This window comes from Chryseobacterium sp. CS3K3.1 (assembly GCF_059515165.1).
The window spans coordinates 55,622-78,656 of the sequence record NZ_JCAKRV010000023.1; the positions used below are offsets into that span (position 1 = coordinate 55,622).

The 23,035-nt window shown below is 40.2% G+C and carries 23 protein-coding genes; 5 read left to right on the forward strand and 18 right to left on the reverse strand.

What is annotated here, in order from left to right:
- Window positions 1-3: 3 nt before the first annotated feature.
- The 4 genes from AC5YGI_RS19010 to AC5YGI_RS19025 all read left to right on the forward strand — a co-directional run bounded on the left by AC5YGI_RS19010 (window position 4) and on the right by AC5YGI_RS19025 (window position 3,552).
- Entirely contained in the window at window positions 4-465 is a 462-nt protein-coding gene (locus AC5YGI_RS19010) for a redoxin domain-containing protein (protein ID WP_123899497.1), read from the forward strand.
- Between the two features lie 2 nt (window positions 466-467).
- Window positions 468-986 (forward strand): DsbA family protein, encoded by a 519-nt coding sequence (locus AC5YGI_RS19015; protein WP_496169271.1) that lies wholly within the window; start codon window positions 468-470, stop codon window positions 984-986.
- Window positions 987-1,036: 50 nt separating this feature from the next.
- A complete protein-coding gene (locus AC5YGI_RS19020) occupies window positions 1,037-1,858 on the forward strand; it encodes an alpha/beta fold hydrolase (protein ID WP_496169272.1) in 822 nt (273 codons plus the stop codon).
- Between the two features lie 134 nt (window positions 1,859-1,992).
- On the forward strand, window positions 1,993-3,552 hold the full coding sequence (locus AC5YGI_RS19025) for a sigma-54 interaction domain-containing protein (RefSeq protein WP_496169273.1): 1,560 nt from the start codon (window positions 1,993-1,995) through the stop codon (window positions 3,550-3,552).
- Here AC5YGI_RS19025 and AC5YGI_RS19030 read toward each other — a convergent pair.
- From AC5YGI_RS19030 to AC5YGI_RS19110, 17 genes are all read right to left on the reverse strand, one after another.
- The gene (locus AC5YGI_RS19030; protein ID WP_496169275.1) at window positions 3,531-4,172 is read right to left on the reverse strand and encodes a TMEM175 family protein; all 642 of its coding nucleotides are present in this window, start codon (window positions 4,170-4,172) and stop codon (window positions 3,531-3,533) included. The genes AC5YGI_RS19025 and AC5YGI_RS19030 overlap by 22 nt on opposite strands.
- Before the next feature lie 116 nt (window positions 4,173-4,288).
- Complete coding sequence (locus tag AC5YGI_RS19035) at window positions 4,289-5,641, reverse strand: sigma-54-dependent transcriptional regulator (protein WP_496169276.1); 1,353 nt, start codon at window positions 5,639-5,641, stop codon at window positions 4,289-4,291.
- 12 nt (window positions 5,642-5,653) lie between these two features.
- Entirely contained in the window at window positions 5,654-7,921 is a 2,268-nt protein-coding gene (locus AC5YGI_RS19040; protein ID WP_496169277.1) for a tetratricopeptide repeat-containing sensor histidine kinase, read from the reverse strand.
- Between the two features lie 45 nt (window positions 7,922-7,966).
- The gene (locus AC5YGI_RS19045; RefSeq protein WP_496169279.1) at window positions 7,967-8,632 is read right to left on the reverse strand and encodes a YoaK family protein; all 666 of its coding nucleotides are present in this window, start codon (window positions 8,630-8,632) and stop codon (window positions 7,967-7,969) included.
- 4 nt (window positions 8,633-8,636) lie between these two features.
- Window positions 8,637-9,110 carry a Dps family protein gene (locus AC5YGI_RS19050; RefSeq protein ID WP_496169281.1) on the reverse strand — a complete coding sequence of 158 codons (474 nt, stop codon included), beginning with the start codon at window positions 9,108-9,110 and terminating at the stop codon, window positions 8,637-8,639.
- A 1-nt stretch (window position 9,111) separates the two neighbouring features.
- Entirely contained in the window at window positions 9,112-9,537 is a 426-nt protein-coding gene (locus AC5YGI_RS19055; RefSeq protein WP_496169283.1) for a DoxX family protein, read from the reverse strand.
- Window positions 9,538-9,549: 12 nt separating this feature from the next.
- Entirely contained in the window at window positions 9,550-11,439 is a 1,890-nt protein-coding gene (locus tag AC5YGI_RS19060; protein ID WP_496169284.1) for an amidohydrolase, read from the reverse strand.
- A 6-nt stretch (window positions 11,440-11,445) separates the two neighbouring features.
- Window positions 11,446-12,189, reverse strand: a complete 744-nt coding sequence (locus AC5YGI_RS19065; RefSeq protein ID WP_496169286.1) for a M17 family peptidase N-terminal domain-containing protein — start codon at window positions 12,187-12,189, stop codon at window positions 11,446-11,448.
- Window positions 12,190-12,209: 20 nt separating this feature from the next.
- A complete protein-coding gene (locus AC5YGI_RS19070; protein ID WP_496169288.1) occupies window positions 12,210-13,598 on the reverse strand; it encodes an alginate export family protein in 1,389 nt (462 codons plus the stop codon).
- Between the two features lie 19 nt (window positions 13,599-13,617).
- Entirely contained in the window at window positions 13,618-14,250 is a 633-nt protein-coding gene (locus AC5YGI_RS19075; protein ID WP_330746093.1) for a hydrolase, read from the reverse strand.
- 32 nt (window positions 14,251-14,282) lie between these two features.
- Window positions 14,283-14,594 (reverse strand): phosphoribosylpyrophosphate synthetase, encoded by a 312-nt coding sequence (locus tag AC5YGI_RS19080; RefSeq protein ID WP_202842857.1) that lies wholly within the window; start codon window positions 14,592-14,594, stop codon window positions 14,283-14,285.
- Window positions 14,595-14,610: 16 nt separating this feature from the next.
- Window positions 14,611-15,432, reverse strand: coding sequence for an alpha/beta fold hydrolase (locus AC5YGI_RS19085; RefSeq protein ID WP_496169290.1), 822 nt, complete (start codon window positions 15,430-15,432; stop codon window positions 14,611-14,613).
- A 309-nt stretch (window positions 15,433-15,741) separates the two neighbouring features.
- Complete coding sequence (locus AC5YGI_RS19090; RefSeq protein ID WP_330746090.1) at window positions 15,742-15,948, reverse strand: ArsR family transcriptional regulator; 207 nt, start codon at window positions 15,946-15,948, stop codon at window positions 15,742-15,744.
- A 40-nt stretch (window positions 15,949-15,988) separates the two neighbouring features.
- Complete coding sequence (locus AC5YGI_RS19095) at window positions 15,989-16,789, reverse strand: Cof-type HAD-IIB family hydrolase (RefSeq protein ID WP_330746089.1); 801 nt, start codon at window positions 16,787-16,789, stop codon at window positions 15,989-15,991.
- A 77-nt stretch (window positions 16,790-16,866) separates the two neighbouring features.
- On the reverse strand, window positions 16,867-17,916 hold the full coding sequence (locus tag AC5YGI_RS19100; protein WP_496169291.1) for a UDP-glucose--hexose-1-phosphate uridylyltransferase: 1,050 nt from the start codon (window positions 17,914-17,916) through the stop codon (window positions 16,867-16,869).
- The gene (gene galK, locus AC5YGI_RS19105; RefSeq protein WP_496169293.1) at window positions 17,900-19,084 is read right to left on the reverse strand and encodes a galactokinase; all 1,185 of its coding nucleotides are present in this window, start codon (window positions 19,082-19,084) and stop codon (window positions 17,900-17,902) included. Before galK ends, AC5YGI_RS19100 begins: the two co-directional genes overlap by 17 nt.
- 167 nt (window positions 19,085-19,251) lie before the next feature.
- Window positions 19,252-20,124: an AraC family transcriptional regulator gene (locus AC5YGI_RS19110; protein WP_496169295.1), complete on the reverse strand. Its 873-nt coding sequence runs from the start codon at window positions 20,122-20,124 to the stop codon at window positions 19,252-19,254.
- A gap of 156 nt (window positions 20,125-20,280) precedes the next feature.
- Between AC5YGI_RS19110 and AC5YGI_RS19115 the strand changes: the two genes are divergently transcribed.
- Complete coding sequence (locus tag AC5YGI_RS19115) at window positions 20,281-20,877, forward strand: hypothetical protein (protein ID WP_278353373.1); 597 nt, start codon at window positions 20,281-20,283, stop codon at window positions 20,875-20,877.
- 124 nt (window positions 20,878-21,001) lie between these two features.
- On the opposite strand, the gene AC5YGI_RS19120 is transcribed toward AC5YGI_RS19115, so the two are convergent.
- Window positions 21,002-23,035 carry an alpha-glucuronidase gene (locus AC5YGI_RS19120; protein WP_496169296.1) on the reverse strand — a complete coding sequence of 678 codons (2,034 nt, stop codon included), beginning with the start codon at window positions 23,033-23,035 and terminating at the stop codon, window positions 21,002-21,004.

The window sequence follows — 23,035 nt, forward strand, 5'->3', positions numbered from 1 at the left end:
CCTATGCTAGAAAAAAATACGGTTGCCCCTGATTTTACATTATTTGCAACCCCGGATCAGAAAATTACCTTATCCGAATTCAGAGGACGAAACGTTATCCTTGCATTTTACCCGGCAGACTGGAGCCCGGTGTGCAGTGACCAGATGGCATTATACAACGAAATGCTGAAGTATTTCAAAAAATATGATGCGGAGATTTTCGGAATTTCCGTAGACAGCAAATGGTGCCACCTGGCATTTTCACAATCCAGGAACCTGCACTTCCCACTGCTTGCAGACTTTGAAGCCAAAGGAGAAACAGCCAGGAAATATGGTGTTTACAATGACGAAGAAGGAGAATGCAACAGAGCTCTTTTTGTCATCAATAAAGACGGCATCATCGAATGGAGCTATCTCTCTCCCACCGCCATCAATCCTGGCGCAGACGGAATTTTAGAAGCATTAGAAAACCTTAACACGAAATAATTATGTCACTTAAACCATCAGTCAGCAATGCTGACCACACTCAGGGCAACTCAGATGCCAGCTTAGTCATTGTAGAATACGGGGATTATCAGTGTCCTTACTGCGGAGCAGCCTATCCGGTTCTTAAAGAATTAATGAAAGAATTCGGAGATCAGATCAGATTTGTATTCAGAAATTTTCCGCTGTCAGAAATGCATCAGTATGAAAGAACGGCAGCACTGGCGGCAGAAGCGGCAGCTTTGCAGGGAAAATTTTGGGAAATGCATGATGCTATTTATGAAAACCAGGAATACCTGAATGCTGATCTTCCGTTAAAGCTTGCAGAAAAACTGGGATTAAATATTCCCCAATTCAAAGTTGATATTCATAAGAAGGAATTAGCAGAAAAGGTAGATACAGACTTTGAAAGCGGTATCATCAGCGGAGTGAACGGAACTCCTTCATTTTTCATTAACGGAAATAAATTCAATGGCGGTGCCGAAGACCTTTTCCAGTTGGTACGTGAAAACACAGCCTATTAATCAGAAAAATATTTAAACAAAATCAATTTATAACATTAAAATAAACAACAATGAGCACATTAACATTAAAAGACGGAACAGAAATTTTTTACAAAGATCAGGGAGAAGGACCTGTATTAATGTTTCACCACGGATGGCCTTTATCATCAGACGATTGGGATGCACAGGTGATTTTCTTTTTACAGAAAGGCTACAGAGTGGTTACCCACGACAGAAGAGGTCATGGCCGTTCCAGCCAGAATATTTATAATCATACTATTGAACAATACGCTTCTGATGCCGCTGAGCTGGTTGAATTTTTAGATCTGAAAGATGTTGTACACATCGGGCATTCAACAGGCGGTGGTGAAGTGATCCGTTATGTGAATAAATACTCGAATGGAAGAGCTAAGAAAGCGGTTCTGATCAGTGCCATTCCACCGGTGATGGTAAAAAGTGAGAACAATCCTGACGGCGTTCCTATGGAAGTTTTCGACAATATCAGGGAACAGACGATGAACAACAGAAATCAGTTTTATTATGATCTGACTTTCCCCTTCTACGGCTACAACAGAGAAGGAGCGAATGTAAAGGACGGAGTACAGAGAAACTGGTGGAGACAGGGGCTGATGGGAGGAATTGTTGCTCATTATGATGGGATCAAAGCTTTTTCAGAAACAGATTTAACGGAAGATTTAAAAGCTGTTGACATTCCTGTTTTGGTAATGCATGGCGAAGATGACCAGATCGTTCCTATTGCCAATGCGGCATTAAAATCAATTAAATTATTAAAGAACGGAAAACTGATTACCTATCCTGGTTTCCCTCACGGTATGCCGACTACAGAGCATCCAACCATCAACAAAGACCTTCTTGAATTTATCAGATCTTAAAAAACCATCTCTTTTTCAATATATTGAAGATGAACTTTAACGGTTCATCTTTTTTTATTTCAGGTATTGTAACCACTCACATGCAGATCTTTTTCAATTTTTCCTATCTTTAAACTTTCAAGTAAGAATTTTCTATGAGTAAGCCTTCTGATCCCAATGCAGAAATGATGAAACGCCTGCAGGAAATGCAGAAAGAACAGCTTATGATTTCCCGTTTAACCAAAGAGTTGTCTACCATTTTAGATAAGAAACAGCTTCAGCTTGTTATCAACACATCTTTCAAAACTGAACTGGGATTCAATGATTGTATGATGATCAGGGATGTAAAAGGAAATATTGAAATATTAGGCAGCGGGACTGAAAATCAGAATCATACCACAGACCAACAGCTTGACAGGTATGTAAAAAACTGTCTTGATTCTGCGGAGCCTCTTCTTTTTGATCTTAAAGAACCGTCACCCCTTCCTTCCTGTTTTACCAAAGCTAAAAATTCGGGGATGCGGATGGCTGTCGGATTGGGACTGCCGGCTGTCAGTGAAAGTAAAAATGTACTCTTTCTTTTCTACAAAAGCTTTATTTCAAGAGATACAATTCCGGAAAGAATTTTAAATGGCATTTCTACCCAGCTTTCCATTACCTTCCATAATATAGATGTTCAGGAGCAACTGAAAACATTTCAGGGAAATATCCGGGACTTTCCGAAAGAAATTGAAGAAGACAAGAAAAGCAGACACGGCTTTCAGGGAATTGTGGGGCAAAGTGAAGCGATGCAGCTCATTTTCGAAAAAATCTCACAGGTAGCTCCATCACAATCCAATGTGATTATCTTTGGAGAGACGGGTACGGGAAAAGAACTTATAGCACAGGCGGTTCATGAACTTTCCGAATTTTCGGGAAAGAAAATGATCAGGATAAACTGTGCGGCTATTCCTGCCAATTTAATAGAATCTGAACTCTTTGGTCATGAAAAAGGAAGTTTTACCGGAGCAACAGAGCAGCGGAAAGGAAAGTTTGAACAGGCTCACAACAGCACCATTTTTCTGGATGAAATTGGCGAACTACCTCTGGAATTACAAGCCAGGCTTCTGAGGGTTCTTCAGGAAAAAGAAATTGAAAGAATCGGGGGAAACAAAAGGATTAAGGTGAATGTAAGGATCATTACGGCCACCAACAGGAATCTTGAAAAAGAGGTGGCGGAAGGCCGATTCAGAAGTGATCTTTTTTACAGGCTGAATGTATTTCCTATCCATCTTCCTGCCTTGCGGGAAAGAAAAGAGGATATTCCTTTGCTGGCAGACTATTTCCTGGAGAAATTATACCCGAAAACAGGCAAAAAGATTAATGGTTTTTCTCAAAACGTAGTCAAAATGATGATTGCCAATCCATGGCTGGGTAATATCCGTGAACTGGAAAATATGGTTGAAAGAAGTATGCTGACGGCAAAAGGAGATATCATCAGAGAAATGGATTTTCCGAAAGTTATTAACTCTCAAAATACGGATCAGGATTTTCAGGTTAAAACATTGCATGAATTCGAAAAGGAATATATTTTAAAAATAATCAAAAAATGTAACGGCCGTATTTTCGGGGAAACAGGTGCGGCGAAACTGCTGGGATTACCACCTACAACGCTTATTTCCAAAATGCAGAAGCTCGGAATAGAGAAAAAGCACTATTTCAGGGGATCTGAATAATGTTTGTCAAGCCCCATTTCTATTTTCCCGGAAGACAAAGCCCAGAAAATCCAGAGTCCTAAAATGATCAGCAACGACAAGGCCGGGATCCAGAACGACAGGATTAATGCAATCACATAAATAGGAAGCCCATACAGGTAATTATTATGGATCTTTTTTATAGCCGTATCGGTAATACCTGGGCGCAAAAGTTTTTTATTCCGGGTGGCCAGAAACCATAATAAATTGTAAGCAAGATTGATCAGAACGAAAATACCGGTATAGAGGGCTACGACAACAGAGGAAGCTCCACCGTCAAAATATCTTGCCAGCAAAGCGGTAGGATAAGAAACTGCTGAAACCAGAAAAAGGATTAGCCCATTCGCAAACATAATCGCTGAATTCCGGCTGTAGATCTGTTTGAAGATCTTATGATGATTCACCCACATGATGAAAATGCTGATAAATGAAAGGATAAATGCCAGAAATGCCGGCCACTGATTCTTCAGAAAGATCAGCAGATCATTCCCGTTTTGTATTGAATGTTCTTCAGGAAAATGAAGATCCAGCACCAAAAGCGTAACGGCTATTGCAAAAACACCATCACTGAATCCTTCTATTCTGAGCGTTTCTTTTTCCATAATTACCTGATTGATTTAAGATTGTAAAGACATAATGATTTTGTCCTCAAATTATTTGAAGAATTATGATTAAAAAATTGAAAGAAAATAGGGTCTCCGGCTAGCTTTCCTCGGAATTATTTATACCCTTTGTCAATTCCCAGTTTTTTCATTTTGGAATATAAAGTCTGAGCTTGTATCTTCAGCAGTTCTGCAGCACCGCCCGGCCCGGAAACTTTTCCACCTGAAGACTGAAGTGCAGTCATAATATGATCTCTTTCCATATCTTCCAATGATTTCAGCGGCCCTTGTGTTTCTGTAGGTTTTTCAACGATTTTAGGCAGATCAAAACTTTCTATTTCTGTGGTTTTGGTTAAAAGAACACTTCGTTCGATCAAATGCTCCAGCTCACGGATATTGCCGGGCCAGTGATAATTCAGCAGCTGTTCCAATGCTTTTTCACTGATAGAAGTGATATTTCTTCTCGAAGCAGCGGCATATTTATTCAGGAAAAAATGGGCCAGCAATACAATATCTTCCTTTCTTTCTCTCAACGGAGGCAGTTCAATAGGGAAAACATTCAAACGGTAATACAGATCCAGCCTGAATCTTCCTTCCGCCACTTCTTTTTCCAGAGAACGGTTGGTCGCTGCCACAATTCTTACGTTTACTTTAACCGTATTATTTCCTCCGAGCCGTTCGATTTCTTTTTCCTGTAAAACCCTCAGCAGTTTAACCTGTGAATCCAGTGGCAGCTCCCCTATTTCATCCAGGAAGACGGTTCCACCGTTGGCCTGCTCAAACTTTCCGATCCTCAATGTATTGGCTCCGGTAAAGCTTCCTTTTTCGTGTCCGAAAAGCTCGGATTCGATAAGCGCATGCGGCAGTGCAGCACAGTTGACCACGACAATAGGATGAGCTTTACGCTCTGAAAGCTCATGAACGGAATGGGCCACTTTTTCCTTTCCCGTTCCGCTTTCCCCAACCACCAGAACAGAAGTGTCTGTAGGAGCCACTACCCTTATTTTTTCAACCACGTCCTGAAGTACCTTGCTTTTTCCGATAATTCCTTCAATGACTTCATTATTTCCGGTATCAGTGCACAATTCACAGCCTCTTTCCATGTCATAGCGGTATCTGGCAATGTCAAGCATAACAATCATGTCACGTTCCCGGAAAGGCTTTACCATAAATCCGTAGGGCTGTGTTTCTTTCACTGCTTCCAGGGTAGACTGGTTGGTATTGGCTGAAATATAAAGAAAAGGCAGGTGCATTTCACGCAGTTCCCAGGCAAGATCAATTCCTGTAAGGTCACCTTTTAAGATGATATCAAGAAGTACCCAATCCGGCTTGTTGTCTGCAATCAGTTTCCTGGCCTGAACCACTGAAGATGCAATTCCAGTGACCTGATAGCCGGCCTTCATCAGCATCAGTTTGAGATCATTGGCTACAATAAATTCATCTTCTACAATTAATATTTTTTCTTTCATAATAATCAGCCTTTAATTTGAAGGAGTTATTTCTGTATTTTTTCTGAAGGTAATGGTGACTTTTAAGCCCCCTTTGTTTTCGAGGTGGAAGGTTCCGTCCAGCTGATCGGTAAGTCCGCGCATCAGATTCATTCCCAACGATTCTGTTTCCTCGATATTAAAATCTTCAGGAAGTCCTACTCCATTATCTGAAATCATCAGTTCACAAAGGTCTTCGCCTGTATTTTTGAATGAAACGAAAACTTCCCCTTTCCGGTCATCCGGAAATGCATATTTTACGGTATTATTGACTGCTTCATTGACGATCAGTCCCATAGGAACGGCTTGTGCAACATCAAGAAACACTTTATCAGTATCCACCGTAAAGTTGATTTTCCTGTCAGATGAATAACATTCTTTGATATAGGTAATCAGCTCATAAATATACCACGACATGTCAATCATTGAAAGATTATCAGACTGATAAAGTTTCTGATGGATCAGAGACATGGCATGCATTCTGTGCTGGCTGTTCTGGATGGCCATCAGGGCATCTTCATTATCCAGATAAGCAGACTGGGTATTCAGCAAGCTGATCACAATCTGCAGGTTATTTTTAACCCTGTGATGGATTTCCTTTAAGAGCCATTCTTTCTCGGAAAGTAATTTTTTCAGCTGTTCGTTCTGTTCATCAATCTGCTTACGTTTCAGTTCAAGGTTTTTATTGGCATTGCTTTTTAATCTTGAACGGTTATACAGCAAAGCAGCAAAAAGGATCAGCGCCAGAATGCTTCCGATAAAGACATATCTGATAAAGGTATCATTGGCAATTTTAATATCCTGCAGTTTTGCTTTCTGAGTCAGCAGCTGAATATTTTTGTCTTTCTGTTCTGTCTCAAACTGAATTTTAAGGCTGTTGATCTGTTTGCTTTTTTCACCGTTAAAAACAGAATCAGAAAGCTTTTTGTACAGCTGATAATGCTGAATAGCATCAAGGTATTTTCCCTGTATGGAATCTGCTTTGAACCACATTAAATGGTTTTCCGAGCGAAGCATATCATTTCCGTTATTTTTGGCTATTGAATCAAAAAGTCTGGCTTCACGGTACATTTTATCAAAATTCCGGGTCTGGTAATGATAGAAAACAAAGCTCCGGAGCAATGAGGCCTGCTGGTTATTTTTTTCTGCATTTTCACCATAATAGGCCACCAGTTTTTTGTAGTAGGCTTCCGCTTCGTTAAACTGCTTTAGAATAGTGTAGGTGCTGAAAAGGATATAGTTTTCCGACATTTCAAAATTCTGATCAACAATGGGATACTTTTCTCTGTACTCCTGAATCATGATAATGGCCTGCTTAAACTTTTTCTGCCTGATCAGCATCGTAGAAATATTATTGGCTACCGTTCTTATATAGCCGTTATCTTTGTTTTTCTTTGCCGTGGCCAGTGATTTTTCCCAATACTTCATGGCATCGTCATTCTTACGGAGATAATAATACACCATTCCGATATTGCTGTAAATAGAGCACATCTGCAAAGAATAATCATTCACACTTTCGGCTGTTTTTTCTGCCAGAAGACCATAGCGGAGTGCTTCCTCATAATCCGCCTTCTGAATTTCAACCTGGGAAATAAGGTTATAAACGCTCTGTAATTCTTTGAATTTCACAGACTGATAAACAGACAGGGATTGTTTAAGCAAGCTCAGAGCCTTATCAGCATTTTCCTTGATGTAGTAAAGCTCACCAAGATCTTTTAAAACGCCTGCCTGATTCAGTTTTGATCCTGAATTCTTAAACAGTTCCAATGCTTTTTCTTTCAGTTTGATTTTAGTATCAAAATATTCGGGGTTATTGTCATACATATATGATAATTCATTGTATGCTTCTCCGGCCTGCTCTTTAAAATGATTTTTTTCAAAATAAGAAAGCGCCTGTTTCATGTTGGAAAAAGCAATCGTTTTACGGCCTCTTTCTTTATATATTTTGGCATCCAGAAATATGATTTTTCCGGCAGACAACGGATCTCCGGATTTCATATTGAGTGCTTTTGCCTGTCGGTTCAGAATAGCGGCACTGTCGAGGTCGGCTTTCAACTCTCCTTTTTTAGTAATGTAATAGTTACTCAGGCGCAGCAATAAAGCGATTTTCTGAGCAGTATTGGTGGAAGAGGAAATCTGTTTTCTCAACAGTGCAGGATTTTCCTTGGTCTGTGCTTTTACACTGCATGAAAACATCAAAACCAACGAAAAAAATACTATCCTTAGTAGATTTTTAGATAAAAAATAAAGGCCGAAATTCATTTTTTAAAGGTAATCTATTATCCTGTAATCTGCCATAGTCCTGTGCTAGTTTTTACGGTGGTAAAAATAGCAGATAATCATTGCCAGTCCGGGTAAAATCAGTGTTACCAGCCCATATTGCTTTCCTGCATAAGCCCCTAAAAAACAACCAACCAGAAATCCAAGAATGGTAATCAGCTGTTTCTTCAGGCTTGTCCATGCTTCAGGGTGGTGAAAGCCGCTTGATAGGAGCGTTCCGAAATCCAGGGAAGCCTGGGTTACATTTCCTGTCATCATGGTCGTCGGGCCATGGGTTTCCTTTGCATACAGCTTCCCGAAAGCATTCTGAAGCCCCATTGCAAAAACGGTAATCATAGCCACAGTATACATCACGACTTCTGAAAATGTTCCATAGTAACTGAAAACGGCAACAATCATTCCGGCCGACAAAAGCAGTGCTCCTTCCCAGAATAGCAGCGTATAATGGTTGATGACTTTCCCGGCAATCCTCCCTCCTGCCATAACCGCAAGAATAAAGACCGGAAACGTAAGCAGCTTTACCCAGGCATGAATATCCGATCCTTTCACAAACTGATAAGCAAATACAATAAAGTTTCCCGTAACATGTGCCGAAAAAAGGGCGTCTGCCGATACAAAAGTCACGGTATCGCAATATCCGGCAATCATGGTTAACAATAAGGTGACAAAACCGATATTATGTTTTACTTCCATTTTTTTATTTTAAATGTGAACGGAGCATCCAGGCCATTTTCTCATGGGTTTCCAGTAATCCTGTGATATAATCGCTTGTCCCTGAATCACGGAATTCAACAGCAAAGTTTTCAATATTTTCACGAAGATGAATGATGATGCTTTCGTGGTCGGAAAGAAGTGCTCTGATGTAAGTCAGACTGTCGTTCGATTCCAGATGATGCTCAGACAAATGGGTTAATGCAAGATATTCCCTTAAAGTTGCCGGAGCATAATGTCCCAGCGTCCTGATTCTTTCAGCCAGATCATCGATGATGTCGTCCAGTTGTCCGTATTGTGCTTCAAAAAACAGGTGTTTATTGTAAAAATCCGGTCCTTCCACATTCCAATGGGCTTTTCTTGTTTTGGTGTACAATACAAATTCATCTGCTAAAGTGGTAACCAGTACTTCAGCAACTTTTACTAAATTTTCGTTTTTAATTCCGATTGAAGTTTTCATTTTATAATATATTTAATAAGTAATAATCAAGTGAATATCTTCCTGCTCCCAAGGCAAGAATCAGTAACAGGGACAGCGTATACATAAAAGGAACGTCCCGTACTTCCAGTGAATCTTTTCTGTGAACCACAAAATATCCGATAGCCGTTACCCCGATGGTTGGTAAAACGGCAAGCCTGGTTCCCAGTCCTGAAATAATCAGAAACGGAACCACCAGATCAGCAAATGAAGCGACTATGGAATTGAGTTGATCAGGCAATCCCAGAGGATTTGGAATGACTTCCCTTTGTCCGTTTTCCAGCCTGAATTTCTTTAAACCATGCACTCTGAACAATTGAATCGCAAAGAGTACCCGGAAAACCAGGAATGAAGCATCATTGAATGGTGAACCTAAATCTGATGAAAGGATCTGTTTTATAATTTCCATATGTATTGATCGTTAAAAAGCAAAGCACGAACAGCCTAAAGCTCCCCAGAATGTGTGGTAATTATTAACGGGCACATTGCTCATTCTTGCCTGGTTATGGTTATGATGATGAATATCGCAGCTTCCTGTACAGCTATGAATTTGTGAGGCTAAAGGAGCTTTTAAATCCTGCTTTACATTTTTCTCAATTTCTTTCTGAAAATGTCCGCCTGCAGGATAATATCCGTTGTAAAGATTCGTTGGAGACCAATCCGGAAGCACAGGGATAGATGGTGGTGCATAGGATGAGAATGTACCTTTTGCATAGACTATTTTCCCGTCTACAATGGTCATTTCCGCTTCAATATTTTTGATCTCTTCATCATCAACCGTGAAATAATCCTGATCAAGGACCGCCAGATCAGCAAACATTCCTACTCTGATATCGCCTTTTTTCTGCTGTTCCTGAGAAAACCATGCGCTGCCTTTTGTGTACAGTTCCAATGCGGTTGCCCTGTCCAGCTTTGTCTCGTGATACAGTTGAAGTCCGCCAACGGTTTTTCCTGCGGTCAGCCAATACATGGAAACCCATGGATTGTAACTGCTTACTCTTGTGGCATCCGAACCTCCGCCTACAGGAACTCCCATTTCCAGCATTTTTTTCACAGGTGGTGTACTTTCTGCGGCTTCGGAACCATAACGGTCTGCAAAATATTCTCCCTGGTAAGCCATTCTGCTCTGGATGGCGATTCCTCCGCCAAGCATTTTTACCCTTTCGATATTTTTTTCATCAATGGTTTCCGCATGATCAAAAATCCATGGCAGGCCGTTGAAGGGAATATCACGGTTTACTTTTTCAAAGACATTTAAAAACCGGGTGATGCTTTCATTATAGGTGGCGTGAAGTCTGAATGGCCAACGGTTTTCTACCAGTAAACGCACTACTTTTTCAAGATCTGCTTCCATATTTTCAGGCAGATCCGGTCTTGGCTGAAGAAAATCTTCAAAATCGGCTGCCGAAAATACCAGCATCTCTCCTGCCCCGTTGTGGCGGTACATATCATCGCCCTGATATAATTTTACCGTGTCGATCCAATCGCTGAAATCTTCAAATTCATGCTTGGGTTTCTGGGTAAAAAGATTATAGGCAATCCTTACGGTAAGCTGTTTTTTCTCATTCAGCTCGTTCACCACCTGATAATCGTCCGGAAAATTCTGGAATCCTCCGCCGGCATCAATAACGCTGGTAATTCCGAAGCGGTTCAGTTCTGTCATAAAATGCCTTGTGGAATTCAGCTGGTGCTCGTAGGAAAGCTTCGGACCTTTTGCTAATGTTGAATATAAGATCATGGCATTAGGTGTAGCAATAATCAGCCCTGTGGGTTCACCGTTAGCATCTCTTTCAATATGTCCGCCAGCCGGAGCCGGGGTGTCTTTGGTAAATCCTACCGCTTTCAATGCGGCTCTGTTCATTAAGGCCCTGTCGTATAAATGCAGGATAAAAACTGGTGTTTCCGGAGCAATGGCATTAATTTCCTCCAAAGTAGGCATCCTTCTTTCTGCAAACTGGAATTCTGACCATCCTCCCACAACACGTACCCATTGTGGAGAAGGCGTACGGTCTACCTGGTCTTTTAACATTCTGAGCGCATCGGCCAGTGAGGGAACGCCGTCCCATCTTAATTCCAGGTTGTAATTCAATCCGCCACGGATCAGATGGATATGAGAATCATTAATTCCCGGTACTACTCTTTTCTTTCTGAGATCAATAAGTTCTGTAGATTCATCTGCAAACTGGTCTGCCAGTCCGTCATTTCCAACCGCGATAATTTTCCCGTCTTTAATGGCCACTGCAGAAACTTCCGGAGTTTCTTTATTGAAAGTGTGTATTTTTCCGTTGTATACAATAAGATCTGCTTTCATCTGTAATTATTTGGTGTTCAACTTCGAAATAGCTTCCTGAATTCCTCCTCCGGCAACCGTGAAAAAAGACGGCCCGGCCAATAGAATCAGTTTTTTTAATTTCATTTTATCGGATAAATGCTGAGTATTTAAATAAGACTGGGCACGATAGGCGTCAAAGGCACCCAAGACCACATTTTCTGCCACCAGAGCTGTCGGAGAATCAATTCCTGCATCTTTGATATCGCTGGCAAATGATGCGGTATGTACCTGCAGTTTCAAAGCTTCCCGCATCGCAACACTTCCTACCTCTTTCATCAAATCAGCATCGAAAGAGTTTCTGTTCCCCAGGCCGATCAACAGCAGTTTCCCGGAGGCAAGGCTTCCTTTCGGAGGATTAATTAATAATGTTTCCAAAGCGTGTCCTTTGAACTGTCCTTTTTTACGGACTTCTGTAATAATTCCTTTGAGTGCCTCATCCAGATGAACCATGCCGTTCAGCTCTTTGGGAAGCGCCGGCGGATTAAAAATATCTCCTTCCGTATACTCGAAAACACAGGCAATCTGCAAATCTGCTTTGGCAGCAGAAGGTCCCTGCACCAGCCCTACAACAGAAATTCCGTCAACAGTTCCCCATGTTTTTGAGATTCCAATAGCTGTTTTTTCTGCAGCAGCCTGTGCTGAAACGAATTGAGTTCCCGTAGTTGCCAACACCAATACTGTAAAGATCGTTTTTGACCAATTGATGTATTTTGAAATTGAATTTTGCATAATAAATGATTTAGTAATGATTAAAATTTGAATCCCAGCCGGATATTCCAGAAAACACCGCTTTTGGCATCCTGAATGATATCTTCAATAAAAGGCCCTTTGTGGAAATACTGAAGTCCACTTACCAAAGAGAAATGTTTGTTGAAATTATAGGTAAAGCTGGTTAAATAAGCCGTTCCGATATACCTCTTATCTGAGCTGCTTCCGGGACGGTTCAATGCTCCGCTTGGCCGGTAAACGCCATCATTCAGGGAATATCGCCAGTTGAAGACAACATCCATCTGCATTTTGAGTCTGGAAGTCAGATCAAGGGTCATATACGGGTGAATATCAATTAAATTGACAGGACCCACCTGCGGGCTGAAGCCGAAATACCCACCTTTCGGATATAAAGGATTAAATGTATTGAGCTTTCCGTCGTTTTTTGAATGATCTCCTGATATATAATCATTTCTCAGATTGATGCTTGGGCTGAATCTAACATTTTCAAAGAGATATCCTACATCCACAGAACCCGTCCAGGCACTGATCTTTTCGTTTCCAAAGCGTCCGAACTGATGGGCCGCTTCCAGGTTATAGATAAATCCGCCGCCATATTTCCAGAGTCTTCCACCGACTGTGTGACGCTTTTCTCTTGCTGTTCCGGCTTCAAAAACAGATTCGTCTCTACGGATTCCGAGATAATAGAGATCCAGATTTCCGGCTTCAGGAATAATGATTTTGGAATAAAGCCCCCAAAGATTAAGCTGCTTTGAAATGGTATTATCAAAAAATCCGGTATTGACAGCGTCTGCCATCATTGCAAAAGCATCTACGGAAACATTTTTATAGGAATACATGATTTTAGCTCCTGTAAAAGACAACCTTGCGTTCGGCCCTTCCCTTACAGAAATTAATCTGCCGGAACCGTAGTCCAGCTCCTGTCTTCCCAGTCTCACTATCAGCTTCTGATCTTCCTTATTTACCAAACCTGCATCCAGAAAGAGATTCTGAATACTCAGCTGGTCTTCATCAATGCCTCTTGAACCGTTTTTTCTTCCATTTTGCAAAGCACTTCTGATCTGTGAGAATATTCTGAAGTTTTTCCCGAAATGCCAGTCTGCATGAAGATCATAGCGCTGCAGGAAAAAGTCGTTGTGTCCAATGTTAAGCCTTCCCCAATCTTCATTGTTGAAATCCACATATTCATACCTTGCCTCCCCACCCAATGAGAGATAGATATCTTTCTTTTCATTGAGAGGGAGATATTTAATTTTATCATAAAAGCTTTTGGTGGAATCTTTCAGATATTCATAATTTTCATCATACCGCAGAAGTTTAAAGCTCTGGGACGATAAAGTTTCAGAACATAAAAGAACTGTTATGAAAAAAGCTTTTAAAAACAGTATTGAAGGTGCAGATTTCAACATTGAAAATGGTATATGGATTTTAGTGATTCAGCATATGGTGAGCATAATGGATCCCTAATCCGTAAGAACTGCCGTATTTCTTCATAAGGTCAGTTACAGGACCATAGGTTTCCTGGCGTGCCCAGTCTCTCTGAAGTTCCAGGATATACTGAATGGAAGTCATGGGCTTTACTCCTGAATGGATCATTCTCTGTACCGCTCTTTCGTGCGCTTCATCACTTACGTCTCCGCAGGCATCGGTAATGACATACACGTCATAGCCTTCCTCAAGTGCAGATAAAGCCGGCCCTACGATACATACACCTGTCCAAAGCCCTGCGAAAACCAGTTTTTGCTTCTGGGTTCCTGTAATAGCTTTATATGCAGCTTCATCTTCCCATGTATTCATCGTTGTTCTGTCGATATATCCTGAGGTTGCCATAGGAAATGCTTCCTCAATTTCAGGGAAAACGGGACCTGAAAAACTTTGTTCAGCAACTGTGGTAACGATAGTCGGAACATTGAATATTTTAGAAGCTCCACACAGTACTGCAACGTTATTGCGCAGCTCATTCATGGAGATACTTTTGGTGGCAAATGCCATTTGTCCTTCAAAATCAATCAGTACCAGTGCATGATTTTCAGGGGAAAGAAGTTTTGATGATGGTTTCATAAAGTTTATTTTATTAAATAATTTGGGTTAAGTTAATGGGATGATAGTTTTCTGATGAGTTCTGTACTTACAGTATCGGCATAGATTCCGTAAGCGCTCGTCAGGATGCCTTTTACAGAATACTTGTCGGAAGCGATGCCGTAGACTACTTCTTCATCTCCCTGATCGGTATCTCCTTCAAAACGGAATGTATATCGTATTTTAAAGTCTTCCGGAGAGACATCAAGAAAATTATTGAGCCTGATGCAATCATTTTTAAGGTTAAAATCTTCTGTATATCCGTTTTGATTAAGCCACTGAACGGCCTCAGTCAACGTATCAAAAGCTGGCTGTATCGTATTCATTGGTAAAGAATGCTGATTATTCTGTGATAAAAGCTAAAATATCTTTGTTGATGGTTGAATGCTCTGTAGTCGGCATACCGTGAGGGAAACCAGGATAGGTAATCAGTTTTCCGTTCTTCAGTAATTTGGCTGATTTTATCGCTGAATTTTCAATCGGTACAATCTGGTCATCCTCACCGTGAAGAACCAATACCGGAATGTCAACAGCTTTTAAATCTTCAGTTAAATCTGTTTCTGAAAAGGCTTTGATCCCATCATAATGAGCAACAATTCCTCCCATCAATCCCTGTCTCCACCAGTTTCTCTGTACCCCATCTTTCACATCGGCACCTTCTCTGTTGTAGCCATAGAAAGGGAAAGTCAGATCATAATAAAACTGATTTCTGTTGTTCATCGTCTGTTCCCTGATATTGTCGAAAACTTCCATAGGAACGCCGTCAGGATTGTTCTCACTTTTCACCATTACCGGTGGAATGGCACTGATCAGAACCGCTTTCTTAGCTCTTCCATTCGAGTATTTATTTACATAACGGATCACTTCACCACCGCCTGTTGAATGCCCGATGTGTACAACATCTTTCAGATCTAAAAATTCAACCAGTTCTGCAGCATCAGAAGCGTATTGTTCAATTGTATGGTTGTAAATATTCTGGCTGGAACGCCCGTGGCCTCTTCTGTCGTGGGTAACTACTCTGTAGCCTTTCTGTAAAAAGAAAATCACCTGTGCATCCCAATCGTCAGACGATAAAGGCCATCCGTGGTGAAACATTAATACCGGGCCTTGCCCCTGATCTTTGTAAAAAATTTCTGTTCCGTCTTTTAATGTTAATGTGCTCATTGTTGTAATATTTTTTGAATTAAACTTATGAGCATAATGCCAAAAAACAACCCAAAACAATAAATCAATTGATTTTCAATACATTATTAAAAACAACCAGTAAATAATACTACGAAATATCGTAGTATTATGATTCACCTATTACTATTTATATAAAAAACATAGAAATGTAAGCATATAAAACATCCAAAAACATGCGGTACAAACCTAAAATTCATGCTTACATACGATTAAAAACAAAAAAAATCAGACTCAGGTCTGATTTTTAAATATATACTATTTGTAATACTTGAAAGTTATGATGAGCCGTTATTCTGCCTTTATTTGTGACAGATCAAGCCCCAGTTTTGTAAATTCTTCCTTTCCTTTCTCTGTAATATAATAATTACGGTCTGCGGGATTTTCTTTGGCAATCCAGCCTTTCTCAACGAATTGTTCTAAAAGAAGCTGTCCCAGTTTTCCGCCGATATGCTCATAGCATGTTTTGGCTGGCTTTCTGCCGGTTGATGTATTCATATTATTAGTTTATTAGTTTAATTGGTGTTATATCGATGTACTAATTCAAATGCAGATAATCCTTAATCGTTTTCAGAACTCCGAAGCTGTCATTGGTGCATGCTTCAAAATTGGCTACCTGTTTTACATTGGGATGTGCATTTTGCATAGCGTAAGAATATTTGGCATTCTTAAGCATTTCTATATCGTTCATATAGTCTCCGAAAGCCATCGTATTTTCAGGTGAGATTCCCAACGATTTCTGAAGGATTTTCAGAGCATTTCCTTTATTGATGTCCTTATTCATAACATCCAGCCAATGCGCTCCTGAAACCACTATTTCCAGTCCGAATTCCTCAAACCTTTTAAGGGCAGGATAAAGATATTTTTCCGAGCCATCCGGATGGTATACTGCTATTTTGAAGGCGGTATCATCAATTCTTTCTGTAAGATCATCCTTTTTCATATTTTCGGTGTAATATTTTGAGAAAAAATCCACAAACTGCTGATCATCAGTTTCGTAATATGCCATCTTTTTGGCTGATAATACGGCTTTGGCACCCGGTATTTCACGGACCGCTTTAATAATTTCAACGATATATTTGTATTCCAGTGTATCGGCAAAAAGTTCCTGATCTTTATAGATGACATAGCCTCCGTTTTCAGCAATAAAACCGATCTCACTTTCTATTTCTCCGAAATAATGGGTAATTCCCGGCATCTGTCTTCCGCTTGCCGGCACAAATACAATATTTCTTTTTTTCAGTTCTTTATAAACTTCTGAAAACTCGGGGCTCATTTCATGGCTGGAGTTGAGAAACGTTCCATCCATGTCCGTCACAATTAATTTAATCTCTTCCATAATTTTATTGGGAAAAACGATATTCTGTATATTGCAGAATCATAATTCGCTTATTCTTTTCAAAGATATTGATTTTATTATTTTTTCTTATAATGAATGGTGGGAAGGTTTCTTAATATTGCGGCACTCTGTTCCGGGGTGATGTCCCGCTGAGGCTCTGCCAGCATTTCGTATCCTACCATAAATTTTTTAACTTCCGCACTTCTGAGCAGCGGCGGATAAAAGTGCATATGAAAATGCCATTCCGGATGTTCTTTACCATCTGTCGGAGATTGGTGAATTCCCGCAGAATAAGGAAATGACGTTTCAAAAAGGTTGTCATATATTGTGGTCAGATCCTTGAGGACAGCAGCAAAAGATTTTTTTTCCGCTTCAGAAAATTCCGCAATATTTTCTCTTTTCTGTTTGCTGATAATCATTGTTTCGTAAGGCCACGACGCCCAAAACGGAACCAATGCGGCAAAGTGTTCATTTTCTGTGACGATGCGCTCATCAGCCGTGATTTCCTGTTCCAGATAGTCTTCCAGTAATGTTCTTTTATTCTTTTCAAAATACGATTTCAGCTGATCCTGGGTTTTCTGAACCATTGCCGGAATGGACGACTGCGCCCATATCTGACCGTGCGGATGAGGGTTGCTGCAACCCATGATGCTTCCTTTATTTTCAAAAATCTGAACATAATTGATATGGTCGAGAGCGGCCAGCTCATTGAATTGTTCCTGCCATACATCCACTACATTTTTGATGTGTTCCACAGACATTTCCGGTAAGGTAAGGCTGTGATTTTCAGAAAAACAAACGACCCTGTTGATGCCGCGTTCCGGAAGAAGGGTAAAAAATCCGGATTGTTTTCCGGAAAAATCAACTTCTTCATTCAGTAATGCTCCAAAATCATTGTTAAAGACATAGGTTCCTTTATACACAGGGTTACGGTCTCCGTTAGCACGTATATTTCCTGAACAGAGATAGCAGTCCGGGTCATATTCAGGACGGTTTTCTTCTGTTGTTTCTTCTCTCTGCCCCTGCCATGGCCTGTTTGCCCGCTGTGGGGAAACCAGTATCCATTCGTCCAGAAGAGGATTGTATCTTCTGTGAGGATGTTTTTTAGGGTCAAATAATGTATTCATTGGTGTATTCTTTTATACCGTCTGAAATTTTAACCTGATAAACTTTCATTTGGATATTAAAACTTTCCAGATATTTTTTACTGATATTTTTAATCACTTCTTCAGCTTTATCTTCCTGAATCAGGTTGATGCTGCAGCCACCAAAGCCTCCTCCCATCATTCTTGCTCCCAGCACACCTTCCTGCTGCAATGTGTTTTCAACCAAAAAATCAAGTTCATCGCAGCTGACCTCAAATTCAGTGGACAGCCCGGTGTGGGTTTCCGTAAGAAGTCTTCCCAGGTATTTAATATTCCCTTCTGAAATAGCTTTTGCTGCCATTTCCACTCTTTTGATTTCTTTCAGAATATAGAGGCATCTCTTATATGAAATACTTCCCATTTCTTCTCTTACATGATCAAGCATTGCCAACGTAAAATCCCTAAATTTTTCGATTTCCGGAAAATTTTTCCATAAAACTTTTTTACCATGCTCAACATCTTTGCGTCTTTCATTATAGCCGGATGTCAAATGAGTATGCTTCACGCAGCTGTCGAAAAGCAAAAGGCTGTATCCCTTGAGGTCAGCATCAAAATATTGATGTTCCAGGGAATGACAGTCGAGCATAATCACTTGATTTTCCTTACCGAAAACGGAAGCAAACTGATCCATAATTCCGCACTGAACTCCTGCAAAAGTATGTTCGGATTTTTGCCCGATCACCGCGATTTCTTTTTTTGACAGCCGCAGATCAAAAAGTTCATTAAGGATATAGGCAAAACCGCATTCAAGAGCTGCCGAAGAGGAAAGCCCGGATCCCATCGGGATGGTGCTACTGAAAACAATTTCCATTCCGCAAAATTGATTTTCGGGTTTCTGCAGCTGGCTGATAACGCCCAGAATATAGTTTGCCCACATTTGCCGTACCGGTTTTATCTCCGCTGTGACATCAAATGTATATTCTTCTCCGAGATCCTTGGCTATGATGGTACAAAGGTTTGTCTGAGGGAGTTTACGGACAGCAAAACAGATGTATTTATCTATGGCAGCAGGAAGTACAAATCCATCGCTATAGTCTACATGCTCGCCGATAATATTAATTCTGCCGGGAGAAAGGAAAATATGTTCAGGCTCTTCTCTGAATTCGGCTCTAAACTTTTCTAGGGTTGGGTTGATTAACTGTTCACGCATATCAATCTTATCTGATCAAACAGATCCTGGGGATCTCAAGTATAAAACTACTGAATTTATAACAGAGAAATTTATACTTCTTAAAAACATTATTTATAAGTGTTAAATATACACTTATATTTTAATACATCATAATGCTTTACAGAAATTTTAGATCAGCTTATCAACTACTCCATGAAATAATTAAATTCTTTACGGTATTGTGAGGGGCTTTTTTGGATATATTCTTTAAAAGTCCTGTTAAAATAGCTGAAGTTATTAAACCCTGATTCAAAGCAGACTTCCGTAATGCTCAAAGGCTGTTCTGCCAGAAGTTTGAGGGCATGGGTAATTCTGTATTCGTTAACAAACTGTGTAAAGGTTTTATTGGTAATTTTTTTAAAATACCGGCAAAAAGACGGTACTTTCATATTGGCAAGATCAGCCACTTCTTCAAGGGTAATGGCTTCTTTGAAATGATCTTTAACATAATTGAATATAAGATTGATTCTTTCATTGTCTTCAACCTGTGTCTGAAGGTAATATTTTCCTGCATTTAAAATCCTGTAATCCTGAGTCACAGACAGTTCATCCAATATTTTCAGAAATCTGCACAGCTTGTCGAGGGAGGAAGCATCATGCATCTCCGTAATCTCTTTCCCGATTGTTTTCTTCACTTCTTCCCCGAATACGATTCCTGCTTTTGACTTTTCCAGCAGTGCAGAAATCCTTTGCATCTCCGGAATATTCCAGATCGGTTCTCCTAAAAAATCAGGCTTAAACTGGATCACCATTTCATACTCATTATGTGTACTTTCATTGGTCAGTCCACAATGCGGAAGATTGCTTCCTATCAATACAAGATCTCCTTCTGAAAAATAAGTGATACTGCTTCCGATCTGTCTTTTCCCGGAACCTTTGCATACAAAAATCAGCTCAATCTCAGGATGATAATGCCAGACATGTGATTTTATATTCTCATTAGTCAGAAATTTAAGGCTGGTAAAACTGCTTCCTATAGTAGGTCTTACCGCCTCAAAAGAAGGATTTACATGTTTCATAGGCCAAATACAAATAATTTCATATGCAAAATTAACAAATAATACACTAATATCATTAAACAAGGTTAATATAGTACATCAATATGAAAATTTAATTATAGCCTGAGAACTATTGCTGCCATAGCTTTGCAGTATTAATCCTAAAAGCCTTAACCCATGAGCACATTATTAAAAGCCGTATTTTTTGCAGGAGCCTTATTGTTTTCAGCAAATGTAATGAGTAAGGACAGAGATTTTTCCCTTTCCTTTGGAAACGTACAAGACAAAACCTTGAATTTTGAGCTTTCAAATGCTAAGAGTGTTTCTGTTTTTGTCTATAACACTGCACATGACGAACTATTTTCCGAAAATCTTGCAGATGGAGATCATGTGATGAAGACTTATGATTTCCAGAGCTTTACGCCCGGAACGTATTATCTGGTAGCAGAATCAGAAGCGAAGATCGAAAAATACAAGATTAAAATCAATGCTGATAATGTAATGGAGGTGGAAAAAACACCTGTAAGCGCTGTGCATAAGCCTGAATATACGATTTCCGGTCATATGGCCAAACTTCACATGTCTGATGTAAAAGGACCTGTAAGCATTTCAGTGTATGACCTTTCCAATACAACATATTATACTTCGAATAAAAAATATGCTGACGGCAAGGTGGATATCACTTTTGATCTTGATCCTAAAACAGCAGATCAGTATATCATCCAGGTTGAAGAAAACGGAAATGTTTTTAATAAGATAATTTCTCTCCGATAAAACGGAATATATACAGATAGATTGACCTATCGATCATTCCAATTATTTTGGATTAAAATTTTACTTACAGTTTATTGTTTTGAGGCAGCTCCATTTCCTAACAGAAAAAGAGCTGCCTCATTTTTTAATTGTGATGGCCCATGTTCAGTTTAATCTTCTTCAGATCTTCCAGTTCGTGAACAGGACGTTCGATATCATACGGTATCGGCTTTTTGGAAAAAGTCTGGAAATACAGCAGGCAGGCATCTTTCCACCATACCGCATCTTTAGATTGAATTCTGAGTTTTGACTGAACATCGGCAAATCTCTGTTCATCAATATAAGGTTCCATTCTATCCCAGGTTTTCTGATAATCCCTTACTTTTTTTACTCCTGAATCATACGTATAGCACAGCTCATCCCATAGGGTTTTTCCATCTTTCATTGTATAATCCCACGGAACATGATGAAACCAAAGAATAAGATTCTCCGGGCAGGTTGAGATATTTCCATACCTTTCATTCAGTGGCGGAAAATACTGTGAAACAGCATTACTTCCTGTTTTTGTCCTGTCAAAACCTACTCCTTTAGCATCAGCCTGATGGTAATAGACAGGTGACCAGTCCGGTCTTCCGCCCTTATAATCTCCCCACGGTTCAGGGCCGTAGTGATGACCTCCTGCAAAGATATGATGAAGTCCTAAAGGCATCATATAATCCACAGCGGTTTCTCTGGAAGAAAGCATGATCTCTTTTACCGGATTCAGGAAGTTCTGATCGTCTGTGAAGGTCATTTTTATCCATTCTTCGGCAATCTGCTCTGAGCTCAGCTCGTGATTCCATGCTAATCTCCCGAATGCATACCAGTTGGCCTGTGCAAAATGATGTCCCGTCCAGTTCGTATCTTCCCCGATATTGGCAACGGCAGAGATGGCTGTCATTTTTGCAGGTCTTAAGGTGCCGTCTGTAATTTTTGCAATCGTGGATCCCTGTCCGTCAGAATAGGTGTCGCTATCCAGTGTCTCCTTGAATAATGGAGCCAGAAAAACAAGATGATTTGAAAAGCCCAGATATTCCTGGGTGATCTGAAACTCTACCATTTCGGAAGTTTTTCTTAAAGCTCCGAAAAGTGGATTAAACGCTTCACGCGGCTGGAAATCAACAGGTCCGTTTTTGATCTGAATAATCACGTTATCCCTGAATTTACCGTCCAGAGGAACAAATTCAAGATAAGCCTGTTTGGCTCTGTCGTCTTTGCTCGGACTGTAGACAAATGCTCTCCACATCACGATCCCGTTGTAAGGTTTCAGGGCATCGGCCATCATATTGGCTCCGTCTGCATGGGTTCTTCCGTAATCCTGAGGACCTGGCTGCCCTTCGGAATTGGCTTTCACCAAAAATCCACCAAAATCAGGGATTAACTTGTAAATTTCAGCCGCTTTATTTTTCCACCATTTTTGTACGTCTTTATTCAACGGATCTGAATTTTGTAATCCGCCCAGCACTTTAGGTGAAGAAAAATTCACGGAAAGATATACCTTGATGCCATAAGGTCTGAAAATATCAGCCAGAACTCTTACTTTTTTAAGATAATCTTCCCTAAGCATATTGGGCGATGCATTCACATTGTTCAAAACAACGGAATTGATTCCTACAGAAGCATTGGCTCTTGCATATTCTTCATAGCGCGGCGAAATCTTACCTGGCAGATCTTCCCATTTCCAGAGTGATCTTCCGGCGTATCCTCTTTCAATGCTTCCGTCCAGATTATCCCAATGATCCAGAATCCTTACATCATATGAGGGTTTTTCTATCGTATTTAAATGAGACAGATCGGCTTTTGTCTGTTGCAAGCGTAAAATATGATAAACTCCATACAACAGTCCTATTTCTTTCCCTGCAGAAATAACAATTTTTTCAGGCGTGGAAACAATCCTGTAACCGTCTTTCAGGTTTTTCTCTTTGTTTTCGGTACGAAGTTCCACCGCCTGCCCCTGCCAGTGGCTGCTTAGCTCTTTTCTGGCAATGTTCAGCGTGGGACTGTTCCCTTTGGAAATAATTTTATCTGCCGATATTCCGTTTTTTGCAGGAAACCGAAGCCAGAGCTGACTTCCGTCCTCCGCGAAAACCAGCAAAGGAAATATCAGAAAAAATAGAATGTTGAGTCTCAGATATCGCAT

Coding starts and splice junctions, on each gene's coding strand:
- AC5YGI_RS19010 (WP_123899497.1), top strand. CDS start 4: ATGCTAGAAAAAAATACGGTTGCCCCTGATTTTACATTATTTGCAACC.
- AC5YGI_RS19015 (WP_496169271.1), top strand. CDS start 468: ATGTCACTTAAACCATCAGTCAGCAATGCTGACCACACTCAGGGCAAC.
- AC5YGI_RS19020 (WP_496169272.1), top strand. CDS start 1,037: ATGAGCACATTAACATTAAAAGACGGAACAGAAATTTTTTACAAAGAT.
- AC5YGI_RS19025 (WP_496169273.1), top strand. CDS start 1,993: ATGAGTAAGCCTTCTGATCCCAATGCAGAAATGATGAAACGCCTGCAG.
- AC5YGI_RS19030 (WP_496169275.1), bottom strand. CDS start 4,172: ATGGAAAAAGAAACGCTCAGAATAGAAGGATTCAGTGATGGTGTTTTT.
- AC5YGI_RS19035 (WP_496169276.1), bottom strand. CDS start 5,641: ATGAAAGAAAAAATATTAATTGTAGAAGATGAATTTATTGTAGCCAAT.
- AC5YGI_RS19040 (WP_496169277.1), bottom strand. CDS start 7,921: ATGAATTTCGGCCTTTATTTTTTATCTAAAAATCTACTAAGGATAGTA.
- AC5YGI_RS19045 (WP_496169279.1), bottom strand. CDS start 8,632: ATGGAAGTAAAACATAATATCGGTTTTGTCACCTTATTGTTAACCATG.
- AC5YGI_RS19050 (WP_496169281.1), bottom strand. CDS start 9,110: ATGAAAACTTCAATCGGAATTAAAAACGAAAATTTAGTAAAAGTTGCT.
- AC5YGI_RS19055 (WP_496169283.1), bottom strand. CDS start 9,537: ATGGAAATTATAAAACAGATCCTTTCATCAGATTTAGGTTCACCATTC.
- AC5YGI_RS19060 (WP_496169284.1), bottom strand. CDS start 11,439: ATGAAAGCAGATCTTATTGTATACAACGGAAAAATACACACTTTCAAT.
- AC5YGI_RS19065 (WP_496169286.1), bottom strand. CDS start 12,189: ATGCAAAATTCAATTTCAAAATACATCAATTGGTCAAAAACGATCTTT.
- AC5YGI_RS19070 (WP_496169288.1), bottom strand. CDS start 13,598: ATGTTGAAATCTGCACCTTCAATACTGTTTTTAAAAGCTTTTTTCATA.
- AC5YGI_RS19075 (WP_330746093.1), bottom strand. CDS start 14,250: ATGAAACCATCATCAAAACTTCTTTCCCCTGAAAATCATGCACTGGTA.
- AC5YGI_RS19080 (WP_202842857.1), bottom strand. CDS start 14,594: ATGAATACGATACAGCCAGCTTTTGATACGTTGACTGAGGCCGTTCAG.
- AC5YGI_RS19085 (WP_496169290.1), bottom strand. CDS start 15,432: ATGAGCACATTAACATTAAAAGACGGAACAGAAATTTTTTACAAAGAT.
- AC5YGI_RS19090 (WP_330746090.1), bottom strand. CDS start 15,948: ATGAATACATCAACCGGCAGAAAGCCAGCCAAAACATGCTATGAGCAT.
- AC5YGI_RS19095 (WP_330746089.1), bottom strand. CDS start 16,789: ATGGAAGAGATTAAATTAATTGTGACGGACATGGATGGAACGTTTCTC.
- AC5YGI_RS19100 (WP_496169291.1), bottom strand. CDS start 17,916: ATGAATACATTATTTGACCCTAAAAAACATCCTCACAGAAGATACAAT.
- galK (WP_496169293.1), bottom strand. CDS start 19,084: ATGCGTGAACAGTTAATCAACCCAACCCTAGAAAAGTTTAGAGCCGAA.
- AC5YGI_RS19110 (WP_496169295.1), bottom strand. CDS start 20,124: ATGAAACATGTAAATCCTTCTTTTGAGGCGGTAAGACCTACTATAGGA.
- AC5YGI_RS19115 (WP_278353373.1), top strand. CDS start 20,281: ATGAGCACATTATTAAAAGCCGTATTTTTTGCAGGAGCCTTATTGTTT.
- AC5YGI_RS19120 (WP_496169296.1), bottom strand. CDS start 23,035: ATGCGATATCTGAGACTCAACATTCTATTTTTTCTGATATTTCCTTTG.